Source organism: Bradyrhizobium sp. Kon10, assembly GCF_055807395.1.
The window spans coordinates 98,195-114,808 of the sequence record NZ_JBVVOZ010000016.1 but is presented as its reverse complement, the minus strand read 5'-3'; the positions used below and the strand labels follow the sequence as shown (position 1 = coordinate 114,808).

The window sequence follows — 16,614 nt, the reverse complement described above, 5'->3', positions numbered from 1 at the left end:
GGAACGCGTCCAGTCCGAGGTGAAGTTTGAGCCCCGAAATCTGTGGTTGAGGGGCCCTAAGCCCTTCGACGGAGTGATAGTCGGGCGGAATCACCATGCTGGAGAAAGAGCCGGAGACGGAGGGCGGGTTGAAGCGCTGGCTCGAGGGCGTCGGTCTTGGCCACTACACCGATCTGTTCACGCAGCACCGCCTCGATCTCGACGTCATGGGGGACCTCACCGAGGCTGACCTCGCCGAGCTCGGATTGCCGCTAGGTGATCGGAAGCGGCTCCAGCGGGCGATGGCCGCGCTGTTCAAGGCTGAAACGGCAGAAGCGCCTGTCGTGGCGGCGCGCCCGCAAACCCGGACAGACGTCGGCGCCGAGCGGCGTCAGCTCACCACAATGTTCTGCGACATGGTGGATTCCACCGCGCTCTCGGCCCAGTTCGACCCGGAAGACGTGCGCGACATGATCGCGAGCTTCCGCGAGACCTGCGTCCGCGTGGTCAAGCATTACGAAGGCTACGCCGCGCGCTTCGTCGGCGACGGCATCCTGGTCTATTTCGGCTATCCGACCGCGCATGAGGACGATGCCGAGCGTGCGGTGCGTGCCGGGCTCGAGATCGTCCGCGTGCTGTCGACCGCACGCGCGATCGAGCCGCGCGGCGCGCTCAGCCACGCGCCTGCCGTCCGCATCGGCATCGCGACCGGGCTCGTCGTGGTCGGCGACCTCGTCGGCCAGGGCACCGAGGAGCGCGACTCCGCGGTCGGCGAAACCGTCAATCTCGCCGCCCGCCTGCAAGCGCTGGCGCCGCCCAACGGCGTCGTGATTTCCGCCTCGACGCAATCGCTGCTGAAGGGGAAGTTCGATTACCGCAATCTCGGCGCCCACGCGCTGAAGGGCATCTCGGAAAAGGCTCAAGCCTGGCACGTCATGCGCCCCTCGCGGGTCGAGACCCGCTTTGCTGCCGCCATGGGCACGCGGCTGACCCCGCTTGTCAACCGCGAGGAAGAAATCGCCCTTCTGATGGGGCGCTGGCAACAGGCCAAGGACGGCGGCGGCCAAGTCGTCGTCAAGTTCGGCGAGCCCGGCATCGGCAAGTCGCGCATCGTCCAGGAGATCTTCGAGCGGATCGCTGGCGACCGCCACGGGCAGGTCTCGTTCCAGTGCTCGCCCTACTATACTTCCACGGCGTTCTATCCCTTCGTCGAGCAACTCAAGTTCTCTCTCGGCCTGGATCGTGAGGACGTATCCGCGGCCTCGCTGACCAGCCTCGAGACCGCAATCGCCGCCGCCAATGGCGACATCGAGCAGGTTGCGCCGCTGTTCGCCGCGCTGCTGTCGATACCGGCCGGCGACCGCTATCCGCCGCTCGAGCTGTCGCCGCAGCAGCAGAAGGACGCGACCGTCGCGGCGCTGGTCAATCATTTCCTGGGCCTTGCACGCGACCAGCCGCTGGTGATCGCGTTCGAGGATCTGCACTGGATCGATCCGACCTCCCGCGAGGTGATCGACCTCCTCGTCGACCGGGTGCAGAACCGGCCGATCCTAGTCGTCATCACCGCGCGCTCGGAATTCCAGCCGACCTGGAACGCGCATTCGCACGTCACGACACTCGTGCTCAACCGCCTGAGCCGGCAGCTGCGCGCGACCATGGTCGAGCGCGTCGCGGGACGCGAGCTTCCCAAGGAGGTCGTCGAGGAGATCATTGTCAAGACCGACGGCGTGCCGTTGTTCCTGGAAGAGCTCACCAAGACCGTTCTTGAATCCAACCTGCTGACCGAGCGCCACGGGCGCTACGTGCTGTCCGGCCCATGGCGCCAGCTTGCGATCCCGGCGACCCTGACGGACTCGTTGATGGCGCGGCTGGACCGGATGGGCCCGTTCAAGCGGATCGCCCAGATCGGCGCCACCATCGGCCGCGAGTTCTCCTATGAAACCCTTCACGCGGTGGCCAACACGCCCGCGGAGCAGATCGAGGCGGCGCTCAACCACCTGGAGGAGGCGGGGCTGATCATGCGCCGCGGTCACCCGCCCGACGCGCTCTATTCCTTCAAGCATGTGATGATCCAGAACGCCGCGCATGCGAGCCTGTTGCACAGCGAGCGGCGCAAGCTGCATGCCAGCATCGCCCAGGTGCTCGCCGAGATGTATCCGGAGAAGACCGAGCGCGAGCCTGAGCTTCTCGCCCATCATCTGACCGAGTCCGGCCAGAGCGAGGGCGCGGCGAGCTTCTGGCTCAAGGCCGGCAAGCAGGCGGCCAAGAGCGGCGCCAATCTGGAGGCGATCGGCCATCTGCGCCGCGGACTGAGTGTGGTGCAAGCCAATGCGCGAATGCAGGGCGCCGACGAGATGGAGCTCGAGCTGCGCATCGCGCTCGGGAACGCGCTGATCGCCGCCAAGGGCTATGCGGTGCAGGAGGTCGAGGAGAACTACATCCGCGCGCTCGAACTCGGCCACGAGCTCGACGACGACGAAAATGCCTTTGCGGCAACGCGCGGCCTCTGGGTGTGCCATTTCATCCGCGCCGATCTCACCCGCGCGCATGATCTCAGCGTCGAGCTGTTGAAATTCGCCAAGCGCGAGCGGCTGAACGAGCGGACGCAGCCGGCGCAGCAGACCGGATACCTGATCGAGGCGCACCGCTCGATCGCGATGACCATGCTCTATCGCGGCCGCTTTGCGGCTTCGCAACATCATCTGCACCGCTGCATCAATCTCTACAGCCCCGATCTGCACTCCGATCTGATGGAGCGCCACGGCACCGATCCCGGCGTGGTCTCGCTGTCCTATCTCGGCTATCTGCTGTGGTTCCTCGGTCGTCCCGATGCGGCGCGCCAGCACAGCGAGCAGGCCATCCTGCTTGCGGAGAAGATTCGCCATCCTTTCTCGCTCGCCTTCGCGCTGGTGTTCGGTGCCTATCTCTGCCAGCACCTGCGGGACATCGAGGGCACGCGCGACCACGCCAACCGCGCCATGATCATCGCCACCGAGCACAACTTCCTGCACTGGAAGCAGCAGGCCGCGATCCTGCGCGGCTGGGCGCTGGCCCAGCTCGGCGAGGCCGACGAGGGCATCAGCCAGATGCGGTTCGGCCTCGACGAGTATGAGGCGATGGATTCATGGCTCGCCGGCTGCTGGTTCCGCTGCCTGCTCGCGGAGGCCTATGCCAAGGTTGGCATGCGCGACGCCGCCTTGCGCGCGCTGGACGGTGCGCTGGCGACCGCAAGACGGACCGGCGACCACTCCTATCTCGCCGAGGTCTATCGCCTGCAAGGCGAGATCACGCTGTCGGACGGCAATCCGGCCTCGGTGGAGGAGGCGGAGGATTTGTTCGAACTGTCGCTGGAGACGGCGCGCAAGCAGGGCGCGTTGTCCTGGGAACTTCGCACCGCCGTCAGCCTCGCACGCCTGTCGCACGAAACCGGCAAGCGCGAGCACGCAACGCTCCTGCTTTTGCCGATCGTCGGCAAGTTCAACGAGGGATTCCTCACGCCGGACCTGAAGCAGGCGATGCAGCTCGTGCACGAGCTCGGTGGGGAGGCACCGGTTCGTCAGCAGCCCGATCCGGTGAAATGAGCGATCTTGCCGCCGCGCGTTCCCGCTATGTCGAGTTGATCGCGAAGCGCGAGCGGATTTCCTCCCCGCAGCTACTCGCAGCGCTGGCGGCAGTTCCGCGCGAAAATTTCCTGGCAAAAGGTCCCTGGCGGATCAAGAGCGAAGCGGGGCGCAGCTACCGCCTGACGCGCGACGCCGATCCCGTTCACCTCTATGACAATGTGCTGGTTGCGATCGACGCGCGCCGCAAGCTCGACACCGGGCTCCCGAGCCTGTGGGCGCATTTCATCGATCTGCTCGGCATCAAGGAGAACGATCGCGTCATCCAGATCGGCTGCGGGCTCGGCTATTTTTCAGCTGTCCTGTCGAAGCTGGTGGGTGCGAAAGGCGCGGTGCGCGCGATTGAATGCGACGAGCGGCTCGCGGCTCGCGCCGCGAATTATCTTGGCCCCTATCGCAATGTCGACGTCATCCAGGGCGACGGATGCGAGGAGGTGTGCGAACCCGCCGACGTGATCATCGTGCACGCCGGCTTCCCGCATCCGCACCCGCATTGGCTTCAGTCGCTCCGCCCGGGCGGCCGCCTGCTGGTGCCGCTCACCCAGCGGGATCGTGAAGGCGCCGTCATCAAGATCACGCGCAAGGGCAAGAGGTTCGAGGCCGAGGCGGTCCAGCAGATCCGGATTTTTCCCGGCCAGGGCCGCGGCGCGACGGCGCTCGACGACCGCGTCGCCGACTGGTGGCAGCGGGCATCGGCCCTGGCGCCGCTGCGGTTTCGCGGCATCGAACGAGGGCTGCCGTCGGACGGCTAGCATCGTTTTGCTTTACCTTGATTCGGAAAGTGAATTCCCAGCTCACCGCGTCGCGAGTATGAGTGGGACTCAAACGCCATTTTAAGCACGCCTTATGCATTCCGTTGCACTGCTGACTGCCAGCTATGCCGAGGATATCGAGCGCTTTTCGCTGCTCGGCGACAGCATCGACACTTGGCTGACGCGTTACACACGGCATTATGTTCTCGTTAACGATGAGGACGTGTCGCTGTCCGGGCGGTTCGCGTCCAAGCCGTTCATCGGCAAGGAGAAGTGAAATGCGCTTCAGATCCGCGCTTCAGATCAATTTGCATCCGCTGGACGTGCGCCACGCGGTCCACACGCTTCCGCATCAGCTTGAGGTATGGGGCGATCAGGTCGATCGTATCGTGTTCACAGTCGACACCAGGCAGAGCAAGAGCGGCCGCTACAGCGGCAATGCTTATGACGAGAGCCGCAGAGGCCTGTTCGCGCTCCTCGAGGCCATCGCGCGGCAATCGTCGAAGGCGGAAATTGCCGAAGTCGACTATTCGCCGGCGGCGCTTGAGTCCGTTCGGCAGCGCTACTTCTCCACAAGCCGCGCTTATCCGGAAAAGGCCTTCGATGGCGGACCGTTCCATGCCTATTTCTACGGTCTGCTGAAGGCGGATGCGGAATATGTGGTGCATATGGACAGCGACATGCTGTTTGGCGGCGGCAGCCAGGTCTGGCTCGAGGAGGCGATCGGCTGGCTGAGGACGACGCCGGATACGCTGTTCGCCGGACCACTCCCGGGTCCGCCTCGCGCTGACGGGACACTCGGCGATTTGCATGGATCGTTTCCGGGGTTGACCGGTATCCGACCGCCCGAGCGGTTGGCCGCCGCTTACCCGGCCTACCGCTTTCGCAGCGTGAGCACGCGAATCTTCGTCATCGATCAAGCCCGGTTCGATGCATCGATCGGGGCGCTGGACTTGGTGCGTCCGAATCTCAGACGCCGGATCCGCGCTCGATTGTTTCGCCAGTCGCCGCTGTCGATGCCAGCCGAGGAGATTCTTACAGCAGCCATGATGAGCAAGGGACTGTCCCGAATCGACTTTCTCGGTTCAGGAGCCGGGATCTACTCGCTCCATCCACCGTATCGCACGGACGCATTCTATCGGGAATTGCCGCACTTGATCTCACGCATCGTGGCCGGCGCGATACCGGAAGCTCAACGGGGCGACTATGATGTCAATTCAAGTATGTTCGACTGGACCGAGGCCCTTCGGCAGAAGACCGCCGGTCGTCGCCTTGCCCGCGCCGCGCGCGCGCTGCTGTCGAGTTAAGCATCGCGGTCCAGATGGACAATCTCCTGGCACAACATCTGGCCGTTAGACGTCTTTCGTGAACCTGCTGATCACATCCATGAACGGCTTCGGCTTGAACTCGCCATCGAGCGGCAGCGGACGGCTCGGTTGCTTCTCCTTCCCGGCGACGGTGCGGTTGAGCCAGCTGTAACGATCGGAAATGCCCCAGGTCAGGATCGAACGCACCGGCCCGCTGGTCGCAATCGCCGTCAAGAGATCGTCGACGCGCTTGGCGACGATGGCATCGCGCTCCGAAGGACTTCCTGTCAGCTTCTGATCGTCGACGTCGAGTTCGGTGACGTAGACCTCCAGGCCCCACGCGCGCAGCTCGGTCACGAACTCGGCGAGCCCATGGGTGTCGATCTCGAGTTCGGCATGCAGATGCGACTGCAGTCCGACCGCGTGCAGCGGCACGCCCTGGTCGAGCAGGCTCATGATGAGATTGCGGTAGGCCGCACGCTTGGCGATGAACGAATCCTTCGCCGATTCGATGTCGTATTCGTTGATCGCGAGCTTGACGTAGGGATCGGCTGCCGCCGCCGTGCGGAAGGCGAGCGGAATCCAGCGGTCGCCGAGATGCTGCGTCCAGAACGTGCCGCGCCGGTCGGTGACGCTCTTGGGATTGTCGGGGATGGGCTCGTTGACGACGTCCCACGAGGTCAGCTTGTCCCTATAATAGGACACGACTGTCGAGACGTGATCGACATAGGCCCGCTCGACGCCTTTCGAATCCTTGATCTGCTTGGTCCAGTCCGGAATGTCGTGATACCAGGCGAGCGTGTGGCCGCGCATGGTCAGGTCGTTGTTCACTGCGAAATCATAGATGGCATCGGCGCGCTCGAAGGCGAACGTGTGCGCGTCCGGCCGCAGCATCGGCCATTTCAGTTCGAGCACCGGCACCACCTGGGTGCAATAGGTGCTGATGGCCTCACCGAGCCGCGGATCAGCCTGCAAGTCCCAGAGCGTGGCGGCGGCGCCATAGCCCGGACGGCGCTGCGCAAGTTTCGACGCCGGAAGTGCCGACGCCGACGCGCCCGCTGCGAGCGTGGCGGCGCTGCCGAGCAGAAATTCGCGTCTGTCGAGCTTGATCATGTGGCGGCCGTCCTTCCGGAACCAACGCGCCAATGTACCAACCGGCGCCTTGCGACGCCGCGATTTCCTGTTGTTGGGTTAACTTTCGCGAACAGTCTTGTCAGCGCGCCTGACGCTGCATCGCCGCTTCAGCGATCCCGTGATAGTGCAGCGCGCCCTTCTCGAGCGTGAGATTGTCCATCACATAATCGCGAGGTGCGAAGTTGCCCGCGCTGACCTGCGACCAGAACTCACTCCAGCCGGAGACGAAGCCGTTCGCGTCGATGAACGTGCGGCCGCAACGTGCGTCGAAATAGGGCACCGAGGATACGCCGCCTTCGTATCTCACCTTGTCCGGAAAATACTCGGGATCCTGCCACGGCCCGCCGCGATTCCACGCGAACACGGGCACGCCGCTCGACAGCGCCTGCTGGCAGGCGATGCCCTGGCTCTCATGCTCGCACAGGAACACCATGCTGCGGCAGCGCGCCAGCGCCGCTCTGTAGTCGTCTTCCATGTAGTGACCGTAGCGGATCAATTCGACCGAGCGGCCGCTGGCTTCGAGATGCTTACGGATCGGTTCGATCAGTTCGCCCGCGTAGCGCTCGTGCTCCCAGCGCACCTTGTCATAGAGCAACACATCGACGCTCTTCTGCTCGGCGGGGGTCTCAGTCCACAAATCGGTTTCGATGCCGACCGGCCAGACTTCGACGTGCGGCCAGTACGGCCGGCACATCTCCGCATACCAGTCGCAGGGCACAAGGATGGTCCTGGTGTGCAAGTCTTTCAGATGCTCCGGTGCATCCACGGGATGGTTGTACATGGCGACCCCGAGCAAGAGCGGGTTTTGCCACGCGAACCAGTCGAGCACGAAAGGACGCCCGATGATGCAGGCCAATTCCTCCGGATGCTTGCGGATGTAGCCGTAATCGTTGACCCGGTAGCGGATGCCGACCCGGTCGAGCCCCGCACAGAGATTGAGGAACACGCGGCGCTGGCCACTGATCCAGGATTTTCCGAGCAGCATCCGCCGCAGCAGCGGCCGGACGTGGCGGTCGCCCGGAAACCAGCGGTCGTCCCGCTCCTCGAAGAACAAATTGAGTGTCATCCGCTCGTGCCCGTCCGCAGGGGCCGCCGGGACCAGGGACGCATCCGTTCCGCCATGGGGCAGGGAGGCAGGGTTTGCCCTTACACGTTCGACAACGTCCATTTTAGCCACGTCCACGCATTAACCAAACCTCGGGCGAGGCTTTAAAATCATGGTTTGTTTTCGGTGATCGCGGCGGTGCGTTCAAGGACAGGGCAAACTTAACGCTAACGCGCGAAACCGATGGGGCCGCCCCATTCGGCGGCCGATCTGCAGACTTAAATGACTATGTTGGGAGATGCTGCGGCGCAGTCCGATCGCCAAGCTTTGATCGTCAAGCCAAGGTCCAACTGATTAACGGCCGTTCGATTTCAAGGCCGCCGGTCCCGTGCACGCATGCTGAATCGCCATTTCTCGATCTATCTTGTCGCCCATATCCTGCCTGCGGCGGTGGGCTTCTTCGCGGTCACCGCCTACACGCGGCTGCTGATGCCGGCGGAGTATGGCGTCTACGTCGTTGGCACCAGCATTGCCGGCATTCTGGGGGCGATCTTCTTCGTCTGGATCAAGCTGTCGGTGTCGCGCTACCAGGCGATGTCGTCGGAGGTCGATTTTCGCGGCACAGCGATGGTCGCGTTCGCGCTGACGGTCGTTGCCATGTGCGCCGCGACCCCGCTGGTGTTCCTGTTCCGCAGCGACGTCAGTGTCGAGCTGGTGCTCGCCAGCATGTTCGTCGCGATCATGTCGAATGCGGTCGATGTCGGCCAGGAGTTCGAGCGCGCCAAGCTGCGTCCCTATCGCTTCGCGATGATCTCGATCGTACGCAGCGTGTCGAGCGTCGGCTTCGGCCTGCTTGGCATCTGGCTGGGCTGGGGCGGCATGGGCCTGCTCGCGGCGTTCGGCCTGGGCTCACTGACCGGCATCGTTCTCAATCTCGTCGGCGATCGCACCAAGATCGCGCGCTTTTCACGCAGCCAGTTCACGCAACTCGCGCGCTACGGCCTGCCGCTTACGCTGGCAGGCCTTTCTGTCGCGCTCTACTCGACCAGCGACCGTCTGATCGTCGCCTGGCTGCTCGGCAAGGAGGCCGCCGGCATCTTTGGCGTGGCCGCCGACCTGCCGCGTCAGTTCATGGTCATGATCGCCGGCAGCGTTGCAGCGGCCACCGTGCCGCTGGTGTTCCGCTCGCTGTCGGAGAAAAACAACGACGCGACGCGGGAGCGGTTGACCGAGAGCCTCGAACTGCTGCTGGTCGTCGTCGCGCCGGTTGCGGTCTGGCTTGCGCTCGCGGCGGATCAGGTGGCAGGCACGCTCGTCGGGGTCGATTTTCGCGCCGGCGTGTCGGCGTTATTGCCGATTCTGGTGCTCGCTCGCTTCTTCGGCATCGCCAACCAGTTCTATGTGCAGATCAGCTTCCAACTTGCCGAGCGGCCGTTCATGCTGGCGGCGCAGTCGTTTGTCACGCTGGTCGTGAGCGTGGCCTTGATGTTCGCGCTGGTGGCGGGCTACGGCCTCTACGGCGCGGCGCTGGCGACGCTTGCGACCGAGGCTATCGGCCTGGTCGTTGCGTTGACCCTGATGCACCGCGCCCATCCCGTGCCGTTCGAAATCAACCGGCTCGCCGGCGTCGCCATCTCGGCCGCAGCGATGGCCGGCGCGATCCTCGCTGCACGGTCGCAGGTCACTGGCACCGGTTTCGTCTCGCTCGTCGTGGTGAGCGTCGCGGGCGGCCTCGCTTACGCAGCTGCAGCGTGGCTGCTCAACGTCGCGAATGTGCGCACCCTGTCCCTGCGCTTCGTGCGAACCTTCAATCGCAAGGCGCTGGGCGTTTAGGGCGGGGCTGGCACGGCTCGGTCTCGGTCGCCATCTACGGCCCAGCCGCGGTCTGACGCAATTCTCCGTGATCTCGGTCACATCCTGTCCTCGCCGCCGCGGACGGAGATTCCGCCGGACCAATTCGCAGCCAGCTCCGGACTAGCTTGGCCCCGTAGCGCCCTTCCGCCCGCGCGGGCGGTCGTATATGAGAGCCATGTCACGGTGCGGACCGAATATCGCCGGATACGGAACAGAAAGTGGCTGCGATTTCTTAATGCAAAGATCGCAATCTGACAGATGAGCGACGCAAGTGCAGACAGGCATTCGACGACCGGGGTATGGCATGAACGACCGATTGACGACGGCGCAGTCCACCGTGACGAAGCGGCGCTGGGGGCCAGTCGGGATTGCGATGGTTGCGGCGCTGGCCGCGCTGGCCGGGTCGCCCGGCAGCGCTGCGGCCAAGCAGGCGCATCAGCCCCTCGAAGCTGTGGCGCAGCGCGAAGCCGGCGAGCCGATCATGGCAATCGTGTCGATCAAGAGCCAGCAGGTCACCTTCTACGACGCCGACGGCTGGATCCTGCGTGCCCCGGTCTCGACCGGAACCACCGGCCGCGAGACGCCCGCCGGCGTCTTCGCGGTGATCGAGAAGGACAAGGACCATCATTCGACCATGTATGACGATGCCTGGATGCCGAACATGCAGCGCATCACCTGGAACGGCATCGCGCTGCACGGCGGGCCGCTGCCCGGCTATGCGGCCTCGCATGGCTGCGTGCGGATGCCGTTCGGCTTCGCCGAGAATCTGTTCGACAAGACGAACATCGGGATGCGGGTGATCATTTCGCCGAACGACGCCGCCCCGGTCGATTTCTCGCATCCCTCGCTGTTCGTGCCGAGCAAGGATGCCATTGCGGCAGCCCCGGCGCGCGCCGACAAGCTCTCCGCCGAGGCCGAGGAGGCTACGAGAGCTGCCGACGAGGCCAAGAAGGCCGCCGTGGCGGCAGCGAAAGACGCTCAATCGCTCCCTGCGTCGCTGCGCAAGCTGGAGCAGCAGAAGGCCCGCGCCGACGCCGAAAACGCCTATGCCGACAAGTTGGTTGCGAATGCCAGGAACGACCAGGCCAAGGCAAAGGCCGACGAGTTGAAGCTCAAGGCCGCGGCTAAGGCAGCCGATGCCGCAACCCAGCTCGATGCCGCGAAGGCTGCCGCGCAGCCGAAGCGCGATGCGGTTGCCGCTACAAAGGAGGCCGCCAAGGCCGCCGCGACCAGGAAGGCCGACGCCGTCAAAGCAGCGACCGATGCAAAGCTCGCGCTCGAGCCGGTCTCGGTCTACATCAGCCGCGCAACCCAGAAGCTTTACGTACGGCGCAATACCCACAAGCCGGCGCCGGATGGTGGCGGCGAGGTGTTCGATACCAGCATCGAGGTCCCCGTCACGATCCGCAATCCCGACCAGCCGCTCGGCACGCATATCTTCACGGCGATGGCGAAAAATGATTCGGGCCTGCGCTGGAGCGTCGTCAGCATCGACGACGGCGACAACGCCAAGGACGCGCTCGACCGCATCACCATTCCGCAGGAGGTGCTCGATCGCATCGCACCGACGGCGTTGCCGCGCTCGTCGATCATCATTTCGGACGAGCCGCTGAGCGCCGAGACCAACTACCGCACCGAATTCGTCGCGGTGCTGAGCAACCATCCCCAGGGCGGCTTCATCACGCGCAAGCCGACCGCGCCTCCGATGGACGTCGCGAGCAGCGACGGCTGGGACAATGGCGGCAACGGCTTCGGCTTCTTCTTCCAGCAGCGCGAGCCCTACCCGCAGCCCGTCAATCCGCGCCGCCGCGGCGGCCAGTACCAGTACTATCAACCGGCGCAGCCGATGCAGCGGAGCTTTTGGTAGGGAGCGGAGCGATCCCTGTGGCTGCGATCAGGGCGGCCTCTCGGAATGCGAGCAATAGCGCCGTCGGGCTTATCGTTCGGAAGAAAGCGTCCGGCCGATCAGATGGTCGAACGAGACCCGCCCCGGCCCATAAGCCATGATTGCGAGCGCCATGGCTGCCCAGGTGATATGCACCGGCCAGCCATCGGGCACGGTGAGCTCGACGATCGCCGTCATGAACAACAGTCCGAGCGCAGCGAACCGCGTGCCGAGACCCAGCACCAGCAGGATCGGGAAGGTGATCTCGCCGCACCCTGACAGGAACGCCATCACCGTCGGCGCCGGATAGTGATAGGGGCCGCCCGGCAGATGCAGCATGAATTCGTCCGTGAACAGCGTCACCGCGGTATCGTTGAGCCTCAGGAAGCCGCCCCATTTGAGAATGCCGGAGCGCCAGAACGGCACGGCAAGGGCGACGCGCAGCACCAGTTGGACGATCGACGGCGACGCGATGGTCTGCACCAGATGATCGGCCTTCTCGATGAGCAACCCGAGTGTCGGCAGGCTGCCGGCCGCCAGGCGTTGGTCCGTGATCATCATGCGTCTCCAGGGGCAATCGAGGTGAATGCGCCGGCCTCGATCAAGCCGGCGATATTCGAAGCGATGTCAAAATCGGATGACGCCTGCAGTGCTAACGCGGCGGCCTCGCCGAGCGGCCGGCCCGACATCAGATTGGCCGCGAACACCGCGCCACCCGGCGGAAGGTGCCGGACCGTGACGTCGAATTCGGCGCGTGTGATCAGCGCGTCTTCCGGCATCGACGCGTCGATGCGTTCGACCGGCGCTGTCTCGCGGTTGGCGGCGAAGATCGTCACCGCCGAGAATTGCGACCGCACGACGTACGCCGCCGGGTGACGGGTAAAAACGAGATCGCCGAGCCGGTCCGGGGGAACCGCGGACAGCTGCGCCGGCGCGAGCGGCGCGGCGTCGCGCGCGTGATAGGCGTCGAGCCAGGCCCGTTCGATGCGGGCGACGTCGGCAAGCCAGGGCAGCGGCCGCGCATGTTCGTAGGCCTCAATGAAGGCCGGAAAGTCGCGGCCATAGTCGAACAGCAGCGGCGAGGTCGGCGGAGTCTGGCGAACATGGGAGCGCGCCATAGCGCGGAAGAAATCGGGGCCGGTGATGCGCTGCACCGCCGGATAGATCGCCGCCAGTGCGTCGATCAGGCTGACTGTGACGTTGTTGCGGTAGATATCGTAGCGCTTGCCGGCGGCCTTGCCGTCCCGGCCGGTCACGATCGGGGGCGCAGGACGCGTCGGATCGAGCAGTGCCGGCACGAAGGCCGCGGCAAACGAGAGATCCTGCTCAGGCGGCATCGCGATCTCCCGTCGGTGCGGCTCGACCATAGCGATCGAGGATGACTTGCGCGGCGGCAGCCTCGGCCTGCAGGACCGGCCAATCCGGGATCTTGCTGTCCCACTCGATCAGCGTCGGCACCGGACCGCAGCGCCGGATGACGATCTCGTACAGCTTCCACACGGCGTCCGCGACCGGGCCGTCATGGCTGTCGATCAGCAGCAGATCGCCGTCGTCGTCGGTTTGCTCGGCGTGACCGGCGAGATGAATTTCCCCGACGCGCGAGAGCGGGAAGTCCGCGAGATACTCGAGTGCCGAGAAACCATGATTGGTCGCGGACACGAAGACGTTGTTGACGTCGAGCAGCAGCCCGCAGCCGGTGCGTTCGGCAACGGCGCCGATGAAGGCGGTCTCGCTCATCGATGATTCGCGGAAGGCGACATAGGTGGAGGGGTTTTCCAGCAGCAGCGGCCGGCGGATCGCCTCCTGCACCTGGTCGATATGATCGCACACATTGCGCAACGTCGCCTCTGTGTATGGCAGCGGCAGAAGGTCGTTGAAGAAGCTGGTCTCGTGTGTCGACCAGGCGAGATGTTCGGACACCAGCGCCGGCTGGTAGCGCGCGACCAGGCTGCGGAATCGGGCCAGGTGCGCCTTGTCGAGCGGCTGCGGTCCGCCGATCGACATGCAGACGCCATGCAGGGAGAGCGGGTGATCGCGGCGGATCGCCTCCAGCGCCCGATGCGGCGGCCCGCCCGCGCCCATGTAGTTTTCTGCGTGAACCTCGAAAAAGCCGCGTTGCCGGCCTGCGCTCAGGATCGCCTGCAGGTGCTCGGGCCTGAAGCTCGTTCCGGCAACGCCGCCGATCGGGACGGAATAGCGGAGGGGCATCACGAACGCGTCGGGCGCGATTGTCATGGTTTCTCTCCGCTGTCCCTTGTTCTCGTGATCGCGAAGCGGTGGCTTTACACCGGCTTGAGCGAGCCCTTCTTGCCATTCGGCAGGTCGATGCTGGCGCAGGTGCCGCCCTGGACGAACTTCCACGCATTGCCCTGGAAATCGGTTGTCGAGGTGCCCTGGCAGGTCGTGCCCGGTCCCGCCGCGCAATCGTTCTGGCCCTTCAGCGCAACGCCGAAGCATTTTTCCTTCTTGGCGGCGACGGCCGCATCGGCCTCCGCCTTGGTCAGCGGAGCGGCGGCGGCGAGCGTTGCGAGCGCGGTCGACATGGCGCCGGCGAGAACGAGCGTGGTGACGGCAAGTTTGGCAGACATCGGATTCTCCTGTTGAGATGGCATTGCTTGGCAAGCGTGCAGCGCATTGTCCCATTCGCCTCGTCCACGACCCGCGTTACCTTAGAGCCGCTCACGAGTCCGTGAGACCGTTGGGTGAGTGCACAGGCCGTGCGCCATGGCCGGATTTGCAGGCAAGCGGCCGGTCAAATCCAATGCCTTGCTGCTATCGAGACGTTAGCGGGAGAGCATTGGCCCTGGCCGGCCGGGCCTGCCAGACGTAACGAAAGGCAATGGACCGCGTAGAGCGGTTCAGGAATCATGCCCGGCCCCAAGGCGGAAACAGCGATGAATGTCGACCCCGGACGGCAGCTTCACGCGATCACCAGGCTGACGGTCAGCATCCGCCTGGCCATCTCGGCGCTGGTCCTCACCGCGATTTTGCTGACGGCCGCGCTCTCCAGCCTGTTGTGGTGGCGGACGGCGGAGGCGACCAGCCGGCAGCTCGCCTCGACCATCAACGAGCAGATCGTGGCGGCGGTGCGCAAGGAGGTCTCGGCCATCGTCGACGAGGCGCGCGCCGCACACACCGCGATCCGCACCCTGTTCCTCCAGAACGTGCTCGACACCCGCGAGGCCGACAAGCGCGAATTCGTCTTCCTGTCGCAATTGCAGTCGCAGGCCACGATCTCCTGGGTCGCGTTCGGCTGGCCCGACGGGTCCTTCTTCGCCGCGCACAAGCTCGGCGACCGCCGCCTCGAGATGATGGAGATATCGCTGACCGATCATCCCGGCCAGCGCCGCATCGACGAATATGACGTGGTGCCCGGGGACATCGAATTCGCCAATCGCCGCTTCGAGCCGACGGAATTTCGCGTCGCCGACCGCGCCTGGTTCAAGACCGGCCTGGCGGCTGACGGGCCGCAATGGTTCAGGGTGCTGGACCATCCGACCGGCGAGCGGCCGTCGATTGCCTTTGCCGGACCGATCGACGTCTACCAGGAGCGCCAGGGTGTCCTCGCGATCATGATCGAGTATACAAGGCTCGCGCGCTTCCTGTCGCAGCTCGAGGTCGGACGCACGGGCAGCGCCTTCATCTTCGACGGCGGCGGCGAGCTCGTCGCCGCGCCCGACATGAACGCCGACGAATTGCACGTCGCTCACCGTGAGAACAAGCTGCTGCCCTTGGCGCAGTTGGCGCTGGCAAAGGCCGGCGATGCCGGCCGCAAGGACGCGTGGCGAAGCCGGCTTGTCGCTGACGGCGGGGCCTATGAAGTCGCGCTCGCGCCGCTGCCGTTTCCGGGCTGGTCGCTTGCGACGGTGATCCCCGAGGCCGAGTTCCTGGGGCCGGTCGAGACCACGCTGCGACGGCTGATCCTCGGCCTCGCCATCGGCGCCGTGCTCGCGGCCTTGGCCTCGGCGGCGCTGGCGCGGTCCGTCATCGCCGCACCCTTGTCGCGCGTCGTCGGCGAGCTTCGCCATGTCGAGGCGTTCGCGCTGGAACAGGTCCGCCGCCATCCGTCGCGGCTCAAGGAGATCGCGAGCCTGTCGGGCGCCATCGCCGAGATGGCGGCCGGCCTGTCCGCGTTCCGCAAATTCATCCCGGCCGATCTGGTCCGCGGGTTGCTGCGTCAGGGCGTCGAGGCCAGGCCCGGTGGCAGCATCCAGGAGCTCAGCGTGATGTTCGTCGACATCGCCGGCTTCACCGGGCTCTCCGAGCGGCTCGGCGATCGCGTGGTGCCGCTGTTGTCGCGCTATCTCGACCTCGCCTCCGAAGCCGTCGTCGCCAATGGCGGCACCATCGACAAGTTCATCGGCGACGCCGTGATGGCGTTCTGGGGCGCGCCGCAGCCGCAGGCTGATCACGCGCTGCGCTGCTGTCGCGCAGCGCTCGAGTGCCGAAGCGCGATCGCAGCGTCGGGCCTTTCCGACGATCTCGGCCAGCCGCTCGGGATCCGGATCGGCATCAATTCCGGCCGCATGCTGGTCGGCAATATCGGTTCGGAGCTGCGGTTGAACTACACCGTGATCGGCGACACCGTGAACGTCGCAAGCCGCCTCGAGGGCGCCAACAAGTCTTTCGGCACGCAGATCCTGATTGGCGAGGCCACCGAACGCCTGGCACGCGGCGCCATTGTGACGCGCGAGATCGACAGCATCGCCGTGTACGGGCGCGAGGAGGGCTTTCCGGTCTACGAATTGATCGGGCTTGCCGGGGAGGACGGCGGCGAGACGCCCGATTGGATCGGCCGCTACGCGCAGGGCCTCGCCAATTATCGCGAACGCCGGTTTGCCGCAGCGCTCGCCGATTTCGAAGCCGTCCTGAGCGAACGCGGCCATGATCGCCCGGCCGAATTGATGCGCGACCGTTGCCGGCTGCTGGCTGCGACCGCGCCCGATGCGGCGTGGCGGCCGGTCGCGGCGCTGACCACGAAGTAGCCGGGAGGCGAGGACAGGCGATGGCGCGAATGCGCGCCACCGTGGCGCGTCGT

At 65.3% G+C, this 16,614-nt stretch carries 12 protein-coding genes and 1 pseudogene; 7 read left to right on the top strand and 6 right to left on the bottom strand.

Translation table 11 applies throughout. The features are described 5' to 3' along the window. Window positions 1-95: 95 nt before the first annotated feature. The 4 genes and pseudogenes from AC0L2O_RS22420 to AC0L2O_RS22405 all read left to right on the top strand — a co-directional run bounded on the left by AC0L2O_RS22420 (window position 96) and on the right by AC0L2O_RS22405 (window position 5,658). Window positions 96-3,560 (top strand): ATP-binding protein, encoded by a 3,465-nt coding sequence (locus AC0L2O_RS22420; RefSeq protein ID WP_473371226.1) that lies wholly within the window; start codon window positions 96-98, stop codon window positions 3,558-3,560. Continuing rightward, the gene (locus AC0L2O_RS22415; protein ID WP_473371225.1) at window positions 3,557-4,351 is read left to right on the top strand and encodes a protein-L-isoaspartate O-methyltransferase family protein; all 795 of its coding nucleotides are present in this window, start codon (window positions 3,557-3,559) and stop codon (window positions 4,349-4,351) included. Before AC0L2O_RS22420 ends, AC0L2O_RS22415 begins: the two co-directional genes overlap by 4 nt. Window positions 4,352-4,445: 94 nt before the next feature. Beyond that, window positions 4,446-4,601, top strand: a pseudogene (locus AC0L2O_RS22410) (DUF6492 family protein); the annotation flags it as partial. 58 nt (window positions 4,602-4,659) lie between these two features. Beyond that, window positions 4,660-5,658, top strand: a complete 999-nt coding sequence (locus AC0L2O_RS22405) for a glycosyltransferase family A protein (RefSeq protein WP_473371224.1) — start codon at window positions 4,660-4,662, stop codon at window positions 5,656-5,658. Between the two features lie 45 nt (window positions 5,659-5,703). On the opposite strand, the gene AC0L2O_RS22400 is transcribed toward AC0L2O_RS22405, so the two are convergent. Further along, window positions 5,704-6,771 carry an endo-1,4-beta-xylanase gene (locus tag AC0L2O_RS22400; RefSeq protein WP_473371223.1) on the bottom strand — a complete coding sequence of 356 codons (1,068 nt, stop codon included), beginning with the start codon at window positions 6,769-6,771 and terminating at the stop codon, window positions 5,704-5,706. 100 nt (window positions 6,772-6,871) lie between these two features. Next, on the bottom strand, window positions 6,872-7,960 hold the full coding sequence (locus tag AC0L2O_RS22395) for a glycosyltransferase (RefSeq protein ID WP_473371222.1): 1,089 nt from the start codon (window positions 7,958-7,960) through the stop codon (window positions 6,872-6,874). 273 nt (window positions 7,961-8,233) lie between these two features. On the opposite strand from AC0L2O_RS22395, the gene AC0L2O_RS22390 reads away from it, so the two are divergent. After that, complete coding sequence (locus AC0L2O_RS22390; RefSeq protein WP_473371221.1) at window positions 8,234-9,670, top strand: lipopolysaccharide biosynthesis protein; 1,437 nt, start codon at window positions 8,234-8,236, stop codon at window positions 9,668-9,670. 325 nt (window positions 9,671-9,995) lie between these two features. Further along, window positions 9,996-11,558 carry a L,D-transpeptidase family protein gene (locus AC0L2O_RS22385; RefSeq protein WP_473371220.1) on the top strand — a complete coding sequence of 521 codons (1,563 nt, stop codon included), beginning with the start codon at window positions 9,996-9,998 and terminating at the stop codon, window positions 11,556-11,558. Window positions 11,559-11,627: 69 nt separating this feature from the next. Here the strand turns inward: AC0L2O_RS22385 and AC0L2O_RS22380 are convergent, their stop codons facing one another. From AC0L2O_RS22380 to AC0L2O_RS22365, 4 genes are read right to left on the bottom strand one after another with little or no spacing between them, the layout of a single operon-like run. Next, a complete protein-coding gene (locus AC0L2O_RS22380; protein WP_473371219.1) occupies window positions 11,628-12,134 on the bottom strand; it encodes a DoxX family protein in 507 nt (168 codons plus the stop codon). Further along, window positions 12,134-12,913: an HvfC/BufC N-terminal domain-containing protein gene (locus tag AC0L2O_RS22375; protein WP_473371218.1), complete on the bottom strand. Its 780-nt coding sequence runs from the start codon at window positions 12,911-12,913 to the stop codon at window positions 12,134-12,136. Before AC0L2O_RS22375 ends, AC0L2O_RS22380 begins: the two co-directional genes overlap by 1 nt. Next, entirely contained in the window at window positions 12,903-13,811 is a 909-nt protein-coding gene (gene bufB / locus AC0L2O_RS22370) for an MNIO family bufferin maturase (RefSeq protein ID WP_473371217.1), read from the bottom strand. The genes AC0L2O_RS22375 and bufB overlap by 11 nt, the downstream gene beginning before the upstream one ends. A 47-nt stretch (window positions 13,812-13,858) precedes the next feature. After that, complete coding sequence (locus AC0L2O_RS22365) at window positions 13,859-14,164, bottom strand: BufA1 family periplasmic bufferin-type metallophore (RefSeq protein WP_369726103.1); 306 nt, start codon at window positions 14,162-14,164, stop codon at window positions 13,859-13,861. 306 nt (window positions 14,165-14,470) lie between these two features. Here AC0L2O_RS22365 and AC0L2O_RS22360 point away from each other — a divergent pair, with 306 nt between their 5' ends. After that, on the top strand, window positions 14,471-16,561 hold the full coding sequence (locus AC0L2O_RS22360) for an adenylate/guanylate cyclase domain-containing protein (RefSeq protein ID WP_473371216.1): 2,091 nt from the start codon (window positions 14,471-14,473) through the stop codon (window positions 16,559-16,561). Window positions 16,562-16,614 lie beyond the last annotated feature (53 nt).